The sequence below is a fragment of the Coprococcus sp. AF16-5 genome, assembly GCF_003479365.1.
GTDB classification, from domain to species: Bacteria; Bacillota; Clostridia; order Lachnospirales; family Lachnospiraceae; genus Coprococcus; species Coprococcus aceti.
Genome location: NZ_QUGZ01000001.1, coordinates 468,387 through 488,479 on the forward strand (window position 1 = coordinate 468,387; position 20,093 = coordinate 488,479).

15 protein-coding genes are annotated in these 20,093 nt (G+C 43.4%); 3 read left to right on the forward strand and 12 right to left on the reverse strand.

From position 1 onward, the window contains the following. Positions 1-2: 2 nt before the first annotated feature. The 7 genes from DWW70_RS02055 to thyA all read right to left on the reverse strand — a co-directional run bounded on the left by DWW70_RS02055 (position 3) and on the right by thyA (position 10,693). Positions 3-995: a rod shape-determining protein gene (locus tag DWW70_RS02055; protein ID WP_015535004.1), complete on the reverse strand. Its 993-nt coding sequence runs from the start codon at positions 993-995 to the stop codon at positions 3-5. A 112-nt stretch (positions 996-1,107) separates the two neighbouring features. Continuing rightward, the gene (locus DWW70_RS02060; protein WP_243017643.1) at positions 1,108-4,617 is read right to left on the reverse strand and encodes a hypothetical protein; all 3,510 of its coding nucleotides are present in this window, start codon (positions 4,615-4,617) and stop codon (positions 1,108-1,110) included. 79 nt (positions 4,618-4,696) lie between these two features. Beyond that, positions 4,697-7,033: a tetratricopeptide repeat protein gene (locus DWW70_RS02065; protein WP_118649167.1), complete on the reverse strand. Its 2,337-nt coding sequence runs from the start codon at positions 7,031-7,033 to the stop codon at positions 4,697-4,699. Between the two features lie 38 nt (positions 7,034-7,071). Beyond that, positions 7,072-8,073 carry a rhomboid family intramembrane serine protease gene (locus DWW70_RS02070; RefSeq protein WP_117874190.1) on the reverse strand — a complete coding sequence of 334 codons (1,002 nt, stop codon included), beginning with the start codon at positions 8,071-8,073 and terminating at the stop codon, positions 7,072-7,074. Positions 8,074-8,088: 15 nt separating this feature from the next. Continuing rightward, entirely contained in the window at positions 8,089-9,198 is a 1,110-nt protein-coding gene (locus tag DWW70_RS02075) for a heavy metal-binding domain-containing protein (RefSeq protein ID WP_022216390.1), read from the reverse strand. Positions 9,199-9,319: 121 nt separating this feature from the next. Next, positions 9,320-9,820 carry a dihydrofolate reductase gene (locus tag DWW70_RS02080; protein ID WP_015535005.1) on the reverse strand — a complete coding sequence of 167 codons (501 nt, stop codon included), beginning with the start codon at positions 9,818-9,820 and terminating at the stop codon, positions 9,320-9,322. 42 nt (positions 9,821-9,862) lie between these two features. Continuing rightward, entirely contained in the window at positions 9,863-10,693 is an 831-nt protein-coding gene (gene thyA / locus DWW70_RS02085; RefSeq protein ID WP_022216389.1) for a thymidylate synthase, read from the reverse strand. A gap of 155 nt (positions 10,694-10,848) precedes the next feature. Between thyA and DWW70_RS02090 the strand changes: the two genes are divergently transcribed. Both DWW70_RS02090 and DWW70_RS02095 read left to right on the forward strand, forming a co-directional pair. Continuing rightward, positions 10,849-11,250, forward strand: a complete 402-nt coding sequence (locus tag DWW70_RS02090; protein ID WP_015535007.1) for a helix-turn-helix domain-containing protein — start codon at positions 10,849-10,851, stop codon at positions 11,248-11,250. A gap of 60 nt (positions 11,251-11,310) precedes the next feature. Then, a complete protein-coding gene (locus DWW70_RS02095; RefSeq protein ID WP_015535008.1) occupies positions 11,311-11,754 on the forward strand; it encodes a helix-turn-helix domain-containing protein in 444 nt (147 codons plus the stop codon). Between the two features lie 5 nt (positions 11,755-11,759). On the opposite strand, the gene DWW70_RS02100 is transcribed toward DWW70_RS02095, so the two are convergent. From DWW70_RS02100 to DWW70_RS02120, 5 genes are all read right to left on the reverse strand, one after another. Then, positions 11,760-12,638 (reverse strand): TIGR01212 family radical SAM protein, encoded by an 879-nt coding sequence (locus tag DWW70_RS02100; RefSeq protein WP_118649168.1) that lies wholly within the window; start codon positions 12,636-12,638, stop codon positions 11,760-11,762. Between the two features lie 27 nt (positions 12,639-12,665). Beyond that, a complete protein-coding gene (locus DWW70_RS02105) occupies positions 12,666-14,312 on the reverse strand; it encodes a putative manganese-dependent inorganic diphosphatase (RefSeq protein ID WP_118649169.1) in 1,647 nt (548 codons plus the stop codon). Between the two features lie 170 nt (positions 14,313-14,482). Continuing rightward, complete coding sequence (carB, locus tag DWW70_RS02110) at positions 14,483-17,689, reverse strand: carbamoyl-phosphate synthase large subunit (RefSeq protein WP_055144327.1); 3,207 nt, start codon at positions 17,687-17,689, stop codon at positions 14,483-14,485. Next, entirely contained in the window at positions 17,689-18,762 is a 1,074-nt protein-coding gene (locus tag DWW70_RS02115; protein WP_022216387.1) for a carbamoyl phosphate synthase small subunit, read from the reverse strand. Before DWW70_RS02115 ends, carB begins: the two co-directional genes overlap by 1 nt. Positions 18,763-18,954: 192 nt before the next feature. Further along, the gene (locus DWW70_RS02120) at positions 18,955-19,614 is read right to left on the reverse strand and encodes an epoxyqueuosine reductase QueH (protein ID WP_118649170.1); all 660 of its coding nucleotides are present in this window, start codon (positions 19,612-19,614) and stop codon (positions 18,955-18,957) included. A gap of 164 nt (positions 19,615-19,778) precedes the next feature. Between DWW70_RS02120 and DWW70_RS02125 the strand changes: the two genes are divergently transcribed. Next, complete coding sequence (locus DWW70_RS02125; RefSeq protein WP_022216385.1) at positions 19,779-20,009, forward strand: hypothetical protein; 231 nt, start codon at positions 19,779-19,781, stop codon at positions 20,007-20,009. The last annotated feature ends 84 nt before the right edge of the window (positions 20,010-20,093 follow it).

The following is a 20,093-nucleotide window of genomic DNA, read 5'->3' on the forward strand; positions in this document are numbered from 1 at the left end:
ATTTAATCTTCTTTCTTATCGCTGAGGTTGACAGACATTCCAGCGCCGAGAGCCACTGCCTCAAGTGCTTTTTCCGATACATATGCCTCTATCCCTGTGCGCTCTTTGATTATTCTGTCCATTCCGTATATAAGACTTCCTCCTCCGGTAAGCACAATGCCCGATACCGCAATGTCAGCCACCAGCTCCGGCGGTGCAGTCTCAAGAACATTGTGTATTGCTCCAAGAATATGCTCTGTAGTCTCCTCAAATGCATCCACTGTTTCATTCGCAGTTATTGTTACAGCCTTTGGAAGTCCCTTGATAAGATCACGGCCCTTGATCACATACTCAATATCTTCATCACGCTTTACGACTGAGCCAACAGCAATCTTCGCATTCTCCGCTGTCTGATAACCTATAAGCAGGTTGTATTTTCTTCTGGCATACTTGATGAGTGCATTATTATAGTCATCTCCGGCGTATTTTATGGAGCTGCTCTCCACTGCACCACCAAGGGATACGACCGCAATATCCGTGGTTCCACCGCCTATGTCGACCACCATATTACCCTTTGCCTCATAGATATCTACATTTGCTCCTACAGCAGCAGCCAAAGGTTCCTCCATGACATACACAGTCTTGGCACCGGTCTTGTACACTGCTTCCTCAACAGCTCTTCTCTGCACCTCGGTAACACCGCTTGGAACACACACGCATATCCTTGGTCTTCCAACTCCCGAACGTTTCTCCATTGCGCTTCTGATAAATGCCTTGAGCATTATCTCCGCTATTGTATAATCAGATATAACTCCCTTATTGAGAGGTCTGACGACCTCTATATTCTCCGGAGTCTTTCCTATCATTTTCTTGGCTTTTGTTCCTATTGCTATTACTTTTTTTGTAGATACTTCATATGCGACAACAGACGGCTGGTTTACAACAATTCCCTTACCTCTTACGCTGATCAATACATTTGACGTTCCTAAATCTACTCCAATATCAGTTGAAAGCATATAAATTCTCCTTTATCACAACAAAATAATACCAGTGCTATAACACAGATATTATAAGCACTGGTATTGTTTTTTTCAACAAAATTCTACAACGGTATATCCGTCACAAAACTTATTTTATCTCTTTTTTAAGAATCTTCTTGTCGATAGGATCTCTGGTCTCAGCAGCCTTCATGGCATCATCCATAGCACCGAGAAGTCTGTCGATATTTCCTGACTCCATCGCCATCAAAGCATTCTTTATAGCTGTATCTGCTCCGCTCTCAAGCTTGAAGCCCTTCTCATCAGCGTAGCACTCTGCCACATTGATCATTCCACTCTCATTGATCTGGTCAAAGTATACTCTGTTGTTGAACGATCTTGCCTGAGTCATATTTGCTGCAAGCATATTGCTGAGAGCTGTCTTCTCTCCTGTGAGGATGATCTTAACATCATTCTTCTCAGGTGAACACATATCAACCATCTCTTTGAATCTCTCAGGTGTTATAAGTCCTGCACTCTCAATGATAAGACATCCGCCCTTGAGCTTGCCAACTGCTCCTGCAAGCTTACCGCTGTTTATAACCTTTGCCTTAACCTTTGCCTTTGCCTCAGACTTGCAGATTCCCATATCATAATAGAACTTTGCAAAATCCTCACCGACCATGGTAAGTCCAAATCCGTGCTGTCCAAGAATAACAACATTCTTAGATCTCTTAGGATCTACCTTGAGAGTCTGGAGAACGTTAACGATCTGTGCACCAGCAGGCTCGACTCCGAGATACTTGTAGAGGTACTTTGCCTCCTTAGGCAGTGATTTACGTCTCGCAGCAACAGCCTCACTTACTGAAGCAGCCATAGTTGCTTCTTCATCCTGTGTGATAACCTGTGCAGCTTCCTCAACCTTGCCTTCCTTCAGAAGCTCTTCCTGCTTCTTGTACTCTTCCTCACGCTTTATAGCCTTTTCAAGTACCTTTGCAGCAGCAGTAGCCTTGCTTCTTATATCCTCGAGCTGTTTCTTGACATCAGCCTCGGCCTTGTCTATTGCTGAGAGATCTTTCTTCTTCTTCTCCTCAGCCTCGGCCTTGGCCTGATCAGCAGCCTCTTTTCTTGCAACAACGCGCTCAGCCTGTTTTGTCTTGAGCTCAGCGATCTTGTTCTTTAACTCTTCTTCTTTCTTCTTTGCATCATCGAGAAGCTTCTTAGCATCAGCTTCAGCCTTTGTCTTCATATCTGAGGCTTCCTTCTCAGCCTTCATAGCTGCAGTCTGAACCTTCTCGAGCTCACTTGCCTCTGCCGTAGCATACTTCTCTTCCTCAGCAGCAAGGAACACCTCATGCTTGGTCTCTCTATCTTTTCCTTCTGCCGTAAGCTTATCTGTCTTTTCCTTGGCAGCAGCTTCCGCATTCTGGATCTCAACCTCTTCTGCGATCTTAGCCTCTTCGACTACCTGCTCTGCTTCCTCGGCAGCAGCCTCTGCCTTTGCCAGAAGATCCTCAGCCTCAACAAGAGACTTCTTAGCTGAATCGAGAGCTTCCTGAGCCTCTGCCTTCGCAGCCTTGAATGAGTCATTCTCCTTCTTTGCAGCGGCAACATCCTCACTGATCTTCTTGTTGTCGTTCTCAGCAGTTGTAATCTGATCAGCAACCTTCTTTATGAACTCTTCGCTGTCTGAAATCTTCTTCTGAACCTCTTCCTTGGCTTTCTTTGCTGCCTCAAGAGCCTTTGCAGCCTCCTCCTCAACCTTCTCTGCCTTCTTCAGTTCTTCCTTCTGTATTGCAAGCTTTGTGTTTGCATCATTTCTGCTGTTCTTTGCATTCTTAACAGCCTTCTCTGACTCCTCAAGCTTCTTCTGGAGCTCATCAAGAGTCTTCTGTGACTGACTCTCCATCTCAGTGGTATTCTTAAGATTAGCATCAGCCTCTTCCTCAGCCTTCTTAGACTCGCTGAATATTGCACCAGCCTTTGTCTTGTCTGCCTCGGCAGTCTTCATGATCTTGGCTGCTCTTGCTTCCTCATCTGTGCGCTTCTTCTTGGCCGTCTCTATAGACTTCTTCTTATCCGCATCTATGTCTGCCAATTTCTTCTTATCAGCATCAACAGCCTTGTTGTACTCAGCAACACCCTTATCCACATTAGTCTTCTTGGTGTCTGCAAGTGCCTTTATAGCCTTGTCGGCAGCAGCCTGAGCCTCATTGATCATATTGTTCTTATATGTATCAGGATTACTCTCCTTGAGGATTCTGTCTGACTCTTTCTTAGCAGATTCATTTGTATCTGATATCTCTTTCTTGAGCTTTGCAATATTGGCATCAAGCTCTTTCTCCTCTCGCTCAAGCAGTTCAGCATCATTCTTCTTCTTTGCCTCAGCCTCCTGTGCCATCTTTGCATCATAGTTCTGCTTCTTGGCAGCAAATTCTTCAAGCTGCTTTTCGAGATCCTTCTCTGTCTTCTCGCATTCCTCGATGGTCTTCTTCGAGGTCTCAGCATGTTTCTTTGCCTCTTCAGCATTCTTTCTGGCATCGTCGATCGCCTGCTGCTTCTTTGCCTCAGCCTCAGCCTTAGCCTTTTCAGCAGCAGCCTTCTTTCTTGCCTCTTCTGCCTCTTTGCGCTTCTTCTCCTCTTCAGCCTTACGCTTAGCCTCTTCCTCGGCCTTCTTCTTAGCTTCTTCCTCAGCCTTCTTCTTGGCTTCCTCCTCAGCTTTCTTCCTAGCCTCCTCTTCAGCCTTCTTCTTGGCTATCTCCTCAGGACTCTCCTCGTCTATATTGGACAGGTTCTTTATTCCTGCTCCAAGGAAATCGTCATCATCGTCATCATCATCATCAAAATCATACAATGACTCTCCAGCCGCAGCCTGCTTGTTTCTATCTGGGAGAATGCTGAACAGATCTCCGTTCGCATCACTGCCTCCCTTAGGTGACTTAACTTTATTCACCTTTGCATTCTTATCAGTTACCCACTCAAGTGTCTCTTCATCCTCAGCATTTTCATCATCATCAGTGAGAACAATATTGCTTCCACCTGTTGACTTAACTGTACCTTCAGTTCCGGCGCCGAACTTAAATCCGCCACCAAGACCGCCTTCTGTTTTAGGTGTTTTTCCAAGACCGCCGCCAAGGCCGCCTGATCCAAGGCCTCCCTCTGTCTTAGGTGTACTTCCGAGTCCTCCGCCAAGGCCGCCTCCGAGTCCTCCAAGACCGCCTTCACCTAATCCGCCGCCAAGGCCTCCTCCGAGACCACCGCCCGACATATCATCAGCGATGCCTCCAAGGTTAAGACTGAGCTTAGGTGCAGCTCCCTCTGGTTTTTTATCTTCTTTTTTATCTTCAGGCTTCAGTCCCTCTCCCTCTTTTGGAACATCGTCCTGCTTTTCATCCTCAGTTGAAGTTTCCGGTTCATCCTCATGAACAATTCCAAGAGCCTCTTCTCTCTTACGGCGTTTCTTAGCCTCGATTCGTTCTAACTCCTCCTTGGACAAAGTTTTGTGTTGGCTTTTAGCAGTCTCAGCATCTTTCTTCTTGCTGCCGCTCTTGAGAAGTTCTTCCTCTTCTTCCCTCTTTTTCTTGGCAGCTTCTGCAGCTCTTTCCTTTTCAAGCTGTGCCTTGATCGCCGCAATCATTGCTTCTGTCTGATCTACAGCCAATTCCCTCGCCTCCTTCCGTTTGTTCAAATAAAAAGCAATACACTATATGTATGATCATGCTACTTTATTTCTTCTTTGATCAGCCCTTCAGTCTGAACGGCTTTTTCTTCGGTTGCTCTGGTTCAGCGTCAACCGTTTCCTGTTGTGGGGATTCCTGCTCATCTGTCTTCTCCTCGTCGGGAGCTGCCACATCATCCTCTTTATCTTCATCATCAAAATTCAATATAGAATTGAATTCCGTGTTGAATTTAATTCCAAGTCTTGCAAGGAGTCTGTCTGTTTCACCGATAAGATCCTCCTCTTTCTTAAGACTTTCCGATATCTTGGCTTCATCAGCCTCTATCTCTGCATTTATATCTTTCTCTGCCGACAGATCATACAGTGCTGCATTCTCTGTGTTGTAGTCAGGGAACAGACTGCTCTTAAACACCGGGAAGCCATTATTCTTTGGCTTTTCCGGTTCTGTCTCCATCGCAATTTTCTCTTCTGACTTATCCTCTGCTTCCATTGTGAATTCCTCTTCGACCTCTGATTCAGCTTCAGCCTCAGTTTCTTCAATCTCCAGTTCAGCCTCAGCTTCAAATTCTTTCACCTCTGGTTCGACTTCCACTGGAACTTCTTCCATCTCAGATTCCTCAGATTCCGCATCGATTGTAAATTCTTCTAACTCTGGCTCAGCTTCAGTCTCAAATTCATCTTCAATCTCCGCTTCGGCATCGATCGCGAATTCTTCCTCAACCTCCGGCTCTGCCTCGACTGTTAATTCTTCCTCAGTCTCTGGCTCTGCCTCGATCGTGAATTCTGCGCCAACCTCAAGTTCTTCTTCGAATTCAGGCTCAGAATCTGCATCTACCTCGAATTCTTCTTCGATCTCCGGTTCGATCTCAACTGAGACTTCATCAACTTCTGGTCCATTCTGCTCTACACCCGGCTCAACAGCAGTTTCTTCCACATCATTCTGAGACTCCGCATCTTCCATCAGATCCTCGAGATTTTCATCGTCAACCTCGAACTCCTCAAGAGATTCAAAGGCTTTATCAAAATCAAACGTTTCTGATTCAACCGGTTCATCAGGCAAAGTCTCCGGCTCTGCATCCGCCTCAAATCCATCCTCAAAGTCTCCCTCGAACTCAGGATCAAAGGTCTCCACAACAGTATCGTCTTCAGAATCGCGATCTGACGCACTGTCAGATACGTCATCAGAATCGTCACCATCAACTTCAACCATGACTACTTCCTCCGGCTCTTCTTCGATAACATAATTATCTTCCTCCACCGGTTCGGAATCCTCATACTCATTGTCGTTATCTTTGTTATACACCGCTGCATCCTCAGGAGTCAGCTCCCCGCTTATCTCGATCATATCCTGCGACTTTCCCTCAGGAGCTTTCTCACTGTCACTGCTCATCGCCTTGAGCTCAGGCTTTGCCGTATTCCCGGCATCATCAGCGGTATCGGAAATAACTTCCTCGAGCAGTTGTTCCTTGTCAAGATTCTCGTTCTTCAGAGATTCCATCTCCTGCTCGACAAGCTCTTCCTCTTTCCTTGACATCAATCCAAATAAACCTCTGGATTTCTTCTTCGGCTCAGAATTCTCTTCTTCCTGACGAGCTTCCTTTTTCTGCTCTTTTTTATCCTTCGATCTAATCCACATCTGCTTGAATTTCATGGAACTCGTCACAGGTGCGTCATCCTCGACCATGATCATGATCTTAGCATCCTTTGGATGCATTCTCAGATCGTCTTCTTCCAATATCTTATTTTCATTTGCTCTTGTATCTGCCTGCTCAGGATCATCATCCGACATCTCCGTGTCAGGATAACAATAGATCATGGATTCAAGATCCACATCGCCGCCCATGAGCTTGTCCAGCATATACAAATGTGAAGAGTTCTTGTAATGCGCTCTGAATTCAACACAGGCGCTGTCAAACTTCTCCCTGTTTCTTATGTACGCATGAAGCAGAAGCATCTCAAAATCCCACTCTTCATCCGTCTCAACATCATTCGCCGACACCAGTATGCTGTAAAGTTCATTCACTGGCTTCCTGTGTGCCTTGGCTATCATATATTCAAGTCTGTATGTACCTGCATCCTTATTGGCCTGATTAAATGTATATATCTCAAAATAATGCTCTGCAAGCTGTGTAAATCCCATGGATAAATACAGTTTTATCAAAGAATATATTATCTTGTTACCAGCCGGAGCCATGGCATGTGCCTTGACAAGCGCCGCTCTGGCCTCAGGATATCTTTTGTTCTCGTAATACACCTCGCCGCATATTCTAATAAACTGTGGACTAAGTGACTTCGACAGATCCTGATGTTCAAGTATATCGAGAGCGAGACTGTAATCGCCATTGTCTGCAAGTTCCTTTATTTTGTTTACACTTGACATACTGATTCCAGTACTCATAACCCAGCCTCCCACTTTTTTATCATCGTATTATTTTATCATAAACGGCTATTCTTTACAACCTTTTGATTGGTCAGCAAAAGGACTATCCCGGCCACTAACCCGGCCGCAAATCCCGCCACATGGGCAACATTATCAATACCTTCTGACATCTTTCCGTTAACCAGTGTCAGAATAAATAATATAAGCATATTAATAAGTGACAGATCCTTCACCCGGCCCTTATTATAAAATGCTATGACAACCAGCACTCCCAGAAGACCAAATATCGCTCCGGATGCACCAGCCGAGTAAGCATATGTATTATTATAAAAACAATCTATGTATGATGCAAATGACGCAGTAAGACCCGTGGCAATATAAACTATGATATAATTGAATCTGCCTATTATATTCTCAACCCTCGCACCGAGTGCGATCAAAATTACCATATTTCCAACCAGATGTGCTATTCCAAAATGTGTAAACATTGATGTCAGGAATCTGTAATATTGTCCTTTTTCTGATATCGCAAGCACTTCCACAGCCAGTTCCGTAGGTTGATAGACAAAGATACATGCAACGTACACCAGAATATTTATCAACAGTAATATCGGTGTTACAACACCGAACATTCTTATCAGATTGTGCTGGGATCTGCGGTTATCCACCACCGTTTTTTTATCGATCACATCATAGAGTGAGTCAAAGTCAGTGGGCTGATTCTCAAATATATACAGCTTTCCGTAATCCTCCGCGAACAGCCAGACATTGTCCAGTTCTTCAACTATCTTTTTTGTCATATCATCAAACATTCCGTTTGGAGTGATGAGTATATTGAGAAGATTGACTTTTCTATGCGAATCCGAAGAAACATCAAGCAATATTTTATTATTGAACTTTTTCAGAGTCTCAGAATCAAGATTATGATTACTGCCTATAACAACAATATATACGGCATCGCTGTCTGCTCTGCCGTATACATTGTTACTTTCCGGATTGAGTTGTCTGTAACCCTTCTCCTTAAGATTTTTTATTATCTGTACCATGTACTGTTGCATATTGTCTTATAATCCTTATAATCCAAGGAAGAGATTCTCAACTTTCTCAATAACAGAATCCTTCATGGATCCTCTGCTCTTCTCGTAATTAAGACCGGACTCCATGATCTCAAGAAGCTGCATTCTCATTCCTGTATCAATGTCCTTGATGTACTTCATGAGTACATCCTTGATCTCTATTACATACTCTTTTGTCTTCATCTCTTCAAGCATAGGCTCGTAGTTGAATGTGATAGAGTTCTTCATCTCATCCTGCTTTCTTCCACAGATCACACATTCCTCTGCGCCGCCTTCGTTTACGTGTCCACAGTTACATGTCCACACAAGTCCGTCTGACTTGTAGTTTGCAACTGCATCAATTCCCTTTTTGAGCTTGAGTGCCTTAAACTTAACGTCAGACATCTCAATTCCGATAGAATCCGCATCTATCTCGTATACTCCGCTGGCCTTGACATACTTCTTGATGTATACCTTGACGGAGGATATCATCTTTATATACTTGTCCGGAAGCTTACACTCCACATAATCCGACTTGAGGAGCTTGAGGTTGGTCTTATCAAATGTAAAATCAACATCCGGCAGTGTTATATTGTCACCATAGATATTGGTGAACTGAAGCTCTGCCTTAAGTGCCTTTATATCGTCGTTATTGTAGTTGTTGAACCACACGGAAATCTTTGTTCCCTTGCCCTCTGATGCAAGCACCACCTTTGATGCTCTTGGCACGAGCAGGTCGTAATAGTTTCTTACATATATCTCGTTTCTGATGAAACTGCTCTTGTCAAATTCCGACTTGTACTGCTCCTTTATGTTTACCAAAGTTCCACTGGCAACAACAGCAGTTACGTTGTTGGTGTATTCCTCAACACCTGTTCTGAATCCAACTACAGCATTGTACTTCGTCTCACGGACCATATCTGTGAAATTATTGATTGTTTCATTGAGGATCTCATCGATCTTCTCCTGATAGATATCTCTTCTATCCGTGGCAATATCCGCAATAGATGTTCCGAAATCCTTCAAAAAGTTGGAATTAAGTATCGTCTGTGTGAACTTGTATGTTCCATAGCCAACGATATCATATCCCTCAAAGCTTGTTCCCGATGTAATTAATACTTCCTTCATTAGCGCACCTCCCAAATATAAAAAAATTGTATCACAATAATCTTCATTTAACAAATGTTTTTTGTGAATTTTTAATCAAAAAAAGGTGCTTTTTTGTGAATATTATAAAAATAATTATAATTTATTTCTTCAGGTCACTATTTTTATATGTGACAAATGTGAAATTCACCTCTGACACATCCTCACCCGGTCTCTCATCCGTCACATCCCAGTTGTCCAGTTTGTCGAGATTCGAAATGAAGGCATCGGCCTCAAATTCCCTGTCTATTTTGGTGATTACTGCCTCATCACAATATGGTATGAGCTCATCGTAGATAGTCTGTCCGCCTATGACAAAAATGTCATCCGTGTCATATTTTGCCAGTTCTGTAAACAGTTCGTTCATTGAGTGGACAACCACCGCATCCTCAACTGCATATTCAGGATTCCTGCTGAGAATTATATTTGCCCTTCCCTTGAGCGGTCTTCCGCCCGGAAACTCCTCCAGAGTCTTCCTTCCGAGAACAACGACATGCCCCATCGTGGTCTGTCTGAAATTTCTCTGATCCTCCGATATCCTTATCAGTAATCTGCCTTTATTTCCAATGGCCCAATTCTTATCTACCGCTGCAATAAACTTCATATGTCCTCCATCTGTATAATTCCCGTCCCATGCTTCATAGTCTTATATCGCAATAGGAATATTCTTAATCTGTGGTCCTGTCTCATAGTCTTCTATCCTGAAATCATCCAGAGTAAAGTCATAGAAATCTTTGACATCCGGATTCATATAGAACTTTGGAGCAGGATGTGTAGGTCTTGTTATCAGCTCCTTGACTATCGGTATATGTCTGTCATATATGTGTGCATCCGCGATCACATGTACCAGTTCTCCCGGCTTAAAGCCCGTGACCTGGGCAAGCATATGTACCAGTACCGCATACTGGACAACATTCCAGTTGTTGGCCGCAAGCACATCCTGGGATCTCTGATTCAGTATAGCGTTGAGCCTGTCCCCTGTTACATTGAATGTCATGCTGTACGCGCACGGATACAGATTCATCTCACTCAAGTCCTGATGAACATATATGTTAGTGAGCATTCTTCTGCTGTATGGGTTATTCTTAAGGTCATATATCAGTCTGTCCACCTGATCCATCATGCCCTCTTTATATTTATGCTTTACACCAAGCTGATATCCATATGCTTTTCCTATGGAACCGTTCTCATCTGCCCAACTGTCCCATATATGGCTTTTGAGATCATGAACATTATTTGACTTTTTCTGCCAGATCCAGAGCAGCTCATCAATAGCCGACTTCACATACGTCTTTCTAAGTGTTATCGCAGGGAATTCCTTTGACAGATCATACCTGTTGACAACACCAAAACGCTTTATGGTGTAGGCATATGTTCCATCTTCCCACTTTGGTCTGACCTTCTCCCCCTCCGTACTATATCCATTATCGATTATATCTTTACACATGTTTATAAAGAGATCATCTGCAAGACTCATTTTGGTAACCTCCGATTGTTTTTTCAGATAATTATATCATACTCTCCATCCCACATGTGATTAATTATTACATCAAACAACACTTTTATTACATTTTGATTTACAACGGACTATTTTTGTGTACAATGCAGAAAAACATTCAAAGAAGGTGAAACATGAAACCACATTCATCCAATCCACTACCTGCCCTTCTCAGATACTTCAGACAGAAGGCAGGACTCACACAGCAGGATGTCGCAGCAGCGCTATCTATTTCCAGATCCGGATATGCCAACTACGAGGAAGGGAGAAACATCCCTAATATAGAACAGGCCATAAAGCTGTCAGAGCTTCTCAACCACGATTTTCTATATGCATACACCCTGTCATCAAGATACATGCAAGGGCATCCAAAGCCACTACAGATCGTCATGGAGGACAATTCATACATGACCGCCATAGAATCTAACCAGAGCACAGCAGACATGCTGGGCAATTACAGATCTCTCAGCGACAGCGACCGTCAACTTATAGACACATTTGTGGCAAATCTAGCATCTAAAAATTCCAGACTGTAGATCCAGTATTATACCCACCAATTACAGTAAATATTATTTTTAAGGAGAAAACAGGAAAATATGAAAAAAAGAAAAGAACGCAACATTGATCCGTCGGTGTATGAAGACGATTCATCCGATCAGGATTTTAACTGTGCAGTGATAGGCGGCGCACTGAAGTCTCTAAGGCGCAGCCACGGAAAAAGGCAGCAGGAAATAGCCGCCATCTTGAAGGTGTCCGTCTCCGCCTACTCGCACTATGAATGTGGAGAGCGAATCCCGGATCTCATAAATCTTATCAGGATATCCAATTTATACAGTATTAATATGAGTCATCTGGTGCTGCTCACCTGCATCGATATAGCAAAGAAAAATAAGATGGACATCAGCGAAGTGTTCCTCGCCTACAGCCACGGCAGGACTCTTCCACCGGAAGCGACAGGAATAATGTCCGACTGTGATCAGCTTGACGACAACGGCAGGGAAAATCTCAGGCTGTTTTTAAAGTCTGCACTGAGCTGCTAGCAGACTCACAATTTCGAAATAATACGGTTCAGATCGTTTATAACTCTCTTCTTATCAGCACTCCACAGAGGCGCAACAAGAATATTCTTAGGCCCATCCCCGGTGAACCTGTGAACAACCATATCAGGAGGAAGCTCTTTAAGGCAATCACACAAAATATCTGCGTATTCATCAAATGTCAGTGCACGGAACACTCCTTCCTCATACATTTCTTCAAGAACAGTTCCCCTGAGGACATGAAGCAATTGGAGCTTTATACCATTTGCGCCGCTTCGCACTATGTACCTTACCGTATCAATCATATCCTCCTTCGTCTCACCGGGCAGGCCTATTATCATATGAACTATAATGTGAACTCCCAGTTCTCTGAGTCTGTTCATCGTCTCATCATACACACTTATGTCATAACACCTGTTGATGAGCTGTGCTGTCCTGTCATTTGCTGTCTGGAGGCCAAGTTCTATCCACACAGGTTTAACAGCTATTATATCTTTTATCATATCTATGACCTCCGGGCCAAAGCAGTCCGGTCTGGAGGCTATCGATACAGCCGCAATGTCATCCCTTCTTGCAGCCGCCAGAAACTTTTTGCGCAAAGCATCGACATCACCGTATGTATTTGTATATGACTGGAAATACGCTATATATCTGTCGCATTTGCATTTGCCTGATATCCTCTTTTTTGCCAGTTCTATCTGTTCATCTATGCTCATGACTGCATCCTCAGAGAAATCTCCCGAGCCGCTGGCACTGCAAAAAATACATCCACCTGTCCCGGCTTTACCATCACGGTTGGGACAGGTGGTTCCTGCATTCAATGATATCTTATATAATTTCTCTCCAAATGTATCTCTTATATACGCATTTGTTGTATATATATCCATACTGTTACCTTCTATATACGATCCTGTCTATATCTGATGTGTCGCCTTTACAAGAGCAGGAACTATCTGTTTCTTTCTTGATACAACACCGGAAAGATATGCATAGTTATCCTCAAGCTGCACATCAAATGCTTTGCTGCACAGTTCCTGTGCATTCTCTCCCACGCATATGATACCTGAGCCCTCCTGAAGAATATTGGTCATTGCAAACAGGACCACATCACAGCCAGGCTCCATATATCCACCGAGGAATTCACGCATACCGTTTCTTATTCTGTCTATCTCTTTCTCATTGACGGAATTGATCTGTCCAACAGCAACAACCATATCTCCAATGTCGAATTTCTTGAAATCCTGATGAAGTATCTCATCCATGGTCTTGTCCTTGAGGTTGCTTCCCGCGTCGAACATCTCCATGGCAAATTCATATATGTCTATCTCTGCAAGCCTTGCAAGCTCCTTTGCAGCAGCCTCGTCTATGAATGTACACGTCGGAGACTTAAATGCCAGTGTATCGGAAAGTATCGCTGCGCAGAGCAGTCCGGCTATCGGCTTATCTATCTTGACATTCTGCTCTTTGTACATCTGATAGATGATCGTAGCAGTACATCCAAGTGGCTGATTTCTGAAATACACAGGATTCATGGTCTCTATATTCGCGATCCTGTGGTGGTCGATTATCTCGAGTATCTCGGCATTCTCCACGCCGTCAACAGACTGGGTTCTCTCATTGTGATCAACAAGTATGAGCTGTTTCTTTCTCGCATTGATGTAGTTACGCCTTGATACAAGTCCCTTGTAGTTGCCATAGCCGTCCGTAACCGGAAAGTATCTCACTCTGGTCTTTGCCATGGTCGTCTTAAGTGTATCTATATCGTCATCCTCATAGAATGTCATGATGCGGTCTCTTATCATGAAGAATCCGATAGGCATGCTCTGTCCGATAAGTCTGGCAACAGCATAGGTGTCAGTCGGTGTTACGACAACCGCACATCCCTTGTTCTTAGCAAATTCCAGGACAACATCAGATATACTGTTCACAAGACATACTATAAGCATGCTCGCACCGCAGTTTATGGCCGCAAGCTGAGCCTCAACCCTGTCACTCACTATGACTATGTCATTTTCCTTGACATGTCTCTCAAGGATGTCAACCTGGGCAGCTCCCACGATCACTCTTCCATCCTTAACATATTCGTCGGCGTCACCGTACACAAGCTCGCCATTTATAGTATCTATTATGTGTGAGAACTTTGTACCAGCTATGAACAGGGAATTATCATCCTTCTCAAGCATATATGCCTCGGCTATATCTCCGACCGTTATTATTCCCTTTATCTTGCCATTATTGACAACCGGAAGTGTCGTGGCGTCGTTATCCTGCATTATCTCAAATGCTCTCTTCATGGTGATATCTCCCGACACACCATCAACTATTCTGTATGCTATATCCTTCACCTGTACATTTACATTGCTCACAAGTGCCGGCGCCTGCACACCAAAATAATCAAGGACAAACTGTGTCTCTTTATTTATATTTCCAGCTCTCTTTGGAATGTATTTGTTCTCATGCTGATTTTTCAGATGGGCGTACGCAATCGCTGAACATATAGAATCCGTATCCGGATTCTTATGTCCTATGACAAACACCTCATCTGTAGGAACATTATGCATATTTCACCTCTTATTTCTATCAATTATAATGTATTCATTTCTATGCCACGCAGGGAAGATGCCTTGTGACATCCCACATGCTAACAAGCATAAATTGAATGAGGCAAAATGACAACCCCTTTTAACGTTGTTTATCATTTTGCCCCATTTTTTATCTGTTTAATCAGAACTTATATCTCGCTTATATCCACGAGTGAAAGCTTTGTGGTATCAGCGGTCTCAAGGCTTGTGAGCAGCGCATCGGCTGTATCAAGGCTTGTAAGACATGTAACACCTGTCTCAACTGCGTGACGTCTGATAATAAATCCATCCTTGCTTCTATCAACACCCTGTGATGGAGTGTCGATTATCAGATCGATCTCATGGCTCAGTATCAGGTCAAGCAGATTTGGTGATGGCTCCTCAACCTTGTTGATGAGCTTTGCAGGAACACCATTCTCATTGAGAACTCTGCATGTGCTTCTTGTTGAATATATCTCATATCCAAGAGCAGCAAATCTCTTACCGATATTTATAGCATCCATCTTATCTGAGTCCTTGACTGTGAGGATCATCTTCTTGGTTTTTGGAAGATTGATTCCGGCTCCAAGGAATGCCTTGTACAGAGCCTCATTGTAGTTCTTGGATATACCAAGGCACTCTCCTGTTGACTTCATCTCAGGTCCAAGGCTTATCTCAGCGCCTCTGATCTTCTCAAATGAGAATACAGGCTTCTTGATCGCGAAATACTCTGACTCCGGCTGAAGACCAGGTGTGTAACCCATATCCTTGATCTTCTCACCTGTGATAACACGTGTTGCAAGATCTACGATAGGTATTCCTGTTACCTTGCTTATATATGGAACTGTACGGCTTGAACGAGGATTTACCTCTATTACATATACCTCATCATTGTATGCAATAAACTGTATATTTATAAGTCCGATTACGTGCAGGCTGTTTGCAAGCTTCTTGGTGTAATCAGCGATGACTCTCTTTGTCTTTGGTGAGAGTGTCTGTGCAGGATATACCGAGATACTGTCTCCTGAATGTATTCCGGCTCTCTCAACATGCTCCATGATACCAGGGATAAGTATGTCATCTCCATCACATACAGCATCGACTTCGACCTCTTTACCCATGATGTACTTATCTACAAGTATTGGGTGCTCCTGGGTATGTCTGTTGATGATATCCATGAACTCTATGATATCCTTATCAGAGATCGCGATCTGCATTCCCTGTCCACCGAGAACGTATGAAGGTCTTACAAGTACCGGATAACCCAGCTCATTTGCAGCCTCAAGCGCCTGCTCTCTTGTAAATACCGTCTTACCAGCAGGTCTTGGTATACAACACTTCTCAAGGATCTCATCGAAGAGCTCTCTGTCCTCTGCTGCATCTACATTCTCTGCACTTGTTCCAAGGATTGGTACCCCCATCTCCATGAGTGCCTCTGTGAGCTTGATAGCGGTCTGTCCACCGAACTGTACAACAGCTCCATCCGGATGCTCCAGATTTACTATAGCCTCAACATCCTCCGCTGTAAGAGGTTCAAAGTAAAGCTTGTTTGCTATATCAAAGTCTGTACTGACTGTCTCAGGGTTGTTGTTGACGATGATTGTCTCGTAACCCTTTCTCTCAAATGCCCATGTGCTGTGAACTGAACAGTAATCGAACTCTATACCCTGTCCGATTCTGATCGGGCCTGAACCAAGTACCATTACTTTCTTCTTTGAATTGTCCTCAGCGACCTCGTTCTCCAGAGAATCAAAGCATGAATAGTAATATGGAGTCATGGCATCAAACTCTGCTGCACATGTATCAACCATCTTGAAGTGTGCTGTTACACCGTAGTCGTAACGCATCTGTCTGATCTCTTTCTCTGTCTTGCCTGTGAGTCTCGCGATAACCTTGTCAGGGAACTCAACTCTCTTGATCTCCTTCATTAGCTCCTTGGAGATATCTCCCTTGGACTCGATTATCTTTCTCTCAGCCTTAACAAGGTTGTGGATCTTGTCTATGAACCATCTGTCGATCTTGGTAATGTCATAGATCTGATCGTATGATATTCCACGTCTGATAGCCTCAGCTATGACATAGATACGTCTGTCATCAACATGTCCGAGAAGCTTTATAACCTCTTCGTCTGTCATATCCTTGTATCTGCTTGACCAGAGACTGTCTACATGCTGCTCCAGTGAACGGAGAGCCTTCATAAGTGCACCCTCAAAGTTTGTACAGATACTCATAACCTCACCGGTTGCCTTCATCTGTGTTGTCAGATCATGGTCAGCGGCGATGAATTTATCAAATGGAAGTCTAGGAATCTTGACAACCACGTAATCAAGTGCCGGCTCAAAGCTGGCATATGTCTTCTTTGTAATAGCGTTCTTGATCTCATCCAGGTTGTATCCAAGGGCTATCTTGGCAGATACCTTTGCAATAGGATATCCGGTTGCCTTTGATGCAAGTGCTGATGATCTTGAAACTCTTGGGTTTACCTCGATAACACAATACTCAAATGAATTAGGATTCAGAGCAAACTGAACGTTACATCCACCCTTGATGTTGAGCTCTGAGATAATGTTCAGTGCTGAGCTTCTGAGCATCTGGTACTCCTTGTCACCAAGTGTCTGTGATGGAGCCACGACTATAGAGTCTCCAGTGTGTACTCCGACAGGATCAAGGTTCTCCATGTTACATACGGTTATACATGTACCATTTGCATCACGCATAACCTCGTACTCGATCTCCTTCCATCCTGCGATACATCTCTCGACAAGAACCTGTCCTACACGTGAAAGTCTCAGACCGTTCATGAGGATCTCCTTGAACTCTTCCTCATTCTCAGCGATACCACCACCTGAACCTCCAAGTGTATATGCAGGACGGAGAACTACAGGGTATCCAATCTTCTTGACAAAGTTAAGACCGCCCTGAACTGTTGTAACGACCTCTGAAGGTGCTACAGGCTCATGGATCTTCTCCATAGTCTTCTTGAACTCAAGTCTGTCCTCGGCCTTCTTGATGGTCGTTGATGATGTTCCTATGAGAAGCACGTCATGCTCTCTGAGGAAACCTGACTCATCAAGCTCCATGGCGATGTTGAGGGCTGCCTGACCGCCGAGTGTCGGCAGAAGGCTGTCCGGCTTCTCCTTCTCAATGATAGCCTTTACAACATCAACCGTAAGAGGCTCAATATATACCTTATCTGCTATATCCTTGTCCGTCATGATGGTTGCAGGGTTTGAGTTGATGAGGACAACGCACAGTCCCTCTTCCTTAAGAGAACGGCATGCCTGTGTTCCGGCGTAATCAAACTCAGCAGCCTGACCGATGACTATAGGACCTGATCCGATAACTACAACCTTTTTTATATTAGGATTCTTTGGCATTACTTTGACACCTCCATCATATTCATAAATGTATCAAACAGTGAATCTGTATCCAGCGGACCTGCACATGCTTCCGGATGGAACTGAACTGTCTGTGCATTCTTTCCAAGATAGTGAACTCCCTCTACTGTTCCGTCATTTACATTGACGAAGCTGACCTCTGCGATCTTTCTGTCGAGGCTGTCTTCCTTGACCATATATCCGTGATTCTGTGTTGAAATATATACCTTGCCGGTCTTCATATCTCTTACAGGATGGTTTGCACCTCTGTGTCCGTACTTCATCTTCTCTGTATCACCGCCGTTGGCAAGCGCCATGAGCTGATGTCCAAGACATATAGCAAAAATTGGAATATCTGTATCGAAAAGCTTCTTTACCTGAGCTATTGTGACCTTACACTCCTTTGGATCTCCAGGACCATTTGTAAGCATGATTCCGTCCGGAGCGTCTGCGATGATCTCCTCAGCAGGTGTCTCTGCAGGATATACAGTAACCTGACAACCTCTTGCAAGGAGGGACTTGACGATGTTCTTTTTAACACCGAGATCGATGACTGCAACCTTGAATCCGTCACCAGGATAGAATATTTTCTCCTTACATGTAACATCGAGAACAACATGTCCCATCTTCCATGCCTTAATACGCTTCATGCACTCATCAAAATCATAATTCTCATCAGTTGTGATCATGCCTCTCATGGTACCATCTTTCCTGAGGATCTTGGTAAGTGTTCTGGTATCTATTCCTTCTATACCAGTTATATTATTCTCAACAAGAAATTCGTTTATGGTCATCTCGCTTCTGAAATTACTAGGAGTCTTGCAGAGCTCTCTAACAATGAATCCTGACTGCCAAGGTCTGCCAGCCTCCATATCCTCTCTGCATACACCGTAGTTGCCTATAAGCGGATATGTCATACATACTGACTGCCCTGCATATGATGGATCTGTAAGAATTTCCAGATAGCCGGTCATCGAAGTATTGAATACTATCTCACTGATTATCTCGTCAGTAGAGCCAATACTTTTACCTTCAAACACGTGTCCGTCTTCAAGTATCAAAAAAGCTTTCATAATCGTATTCCTTTCGTTTTTTCTATTTTTGCTCAAAAAAAAAGAGTGAAAACGGGGGGAACGCTTGAGATAACCCACATTTATTGGCCTCTTTTTTCTTAATTTAATAAATACTACCACATTTGACAAGGCGGTACAATATTTTTTTCGATATATTTTTTATTTTTGTGTTCACGGCAAAAATCTTGTTTTTTATTCAATATTTTTATTAATTTTTTCATCTCTGAGCTCAGCAGCCCGTCTGCTAAATTCACATCCACAGAAATTCTGTCTGTATAATCCATATTCCTTTGACAGCTCTATCGAGTGCTTATATCCATTTTTCTTCTTGAAATCACTGAACAGATAATCTATGTCGTATTTCCTGCTCATCTCTGCACCTATCTCGTTCAGCCAGTCCGCATTCTTGTGGGGGCTTATCGACAATGTGGTCGTAAATACGTCATATTCATTTTTCTTCGCATGGATCGCGCTCTTCTCAAGTCTCAGCTTATAGCAGTCATAGCACCTGAGTCCTCTCTCAGGAAGATCCTCCCTGCCCTTAGCCATATCCAGAAACACCTGCGGCTCATACTCCGCCAGTTCGACATCCACTCCTTCCACATATACTTCATGTACAAATCTGTCAAGCTCACGGAATCTTTTTATGTACTCATCGTAATCCGTTATATTTGGATTGTAAAAATAAGCTGTTATGTCAAAATGCTCCGCAAGGACCGACAGACAATGGCTGGAACATGGCGCACAACAGCAGTGCAGCAATAGTTTTTTTCTGCCGCATTGTGTATTTTCACTATCAAATTCAGCTATCTGTCTCTCCATCATTTGATAATAATTTGCATTTTGCATCATTGTTTTCTCCTTTTTTTGTTGATATTTCACACCACATTTTACAACATTCGATTATCTTTTGCACATTTGTGCATGTTTACTAGTTGACTTTGTTATATCTTTACAATATACTGTAGATAGTTACTAAAGCACGTTATGATCATTTATCAATGGAGGTGTAGATTATGACAGTTCAGCAGGCAATTAAAAAGTACAAGTTAGAGCCGCTCAGCGTCAGCGTTGCCAAGGTCAAAGCCAAGGAGCTCAACGTTGATGAAGTTCTTTACATGAATGTGCAGAAGAACAAATATGCGTATATCGTACGCGATTCACGTGGTATAATGTTGTACTCTGATGAGCGCAATCTTTATACTAAGCTTTATAAGGGTTTAAAGATTACTCCCCTTGAATCATAATATTTTCACACGGAATTTATTAAATATGCACACACATGGAATATGGGAAAAAGCTGTTACTCCACTCCCCTATGGAATCAAGAG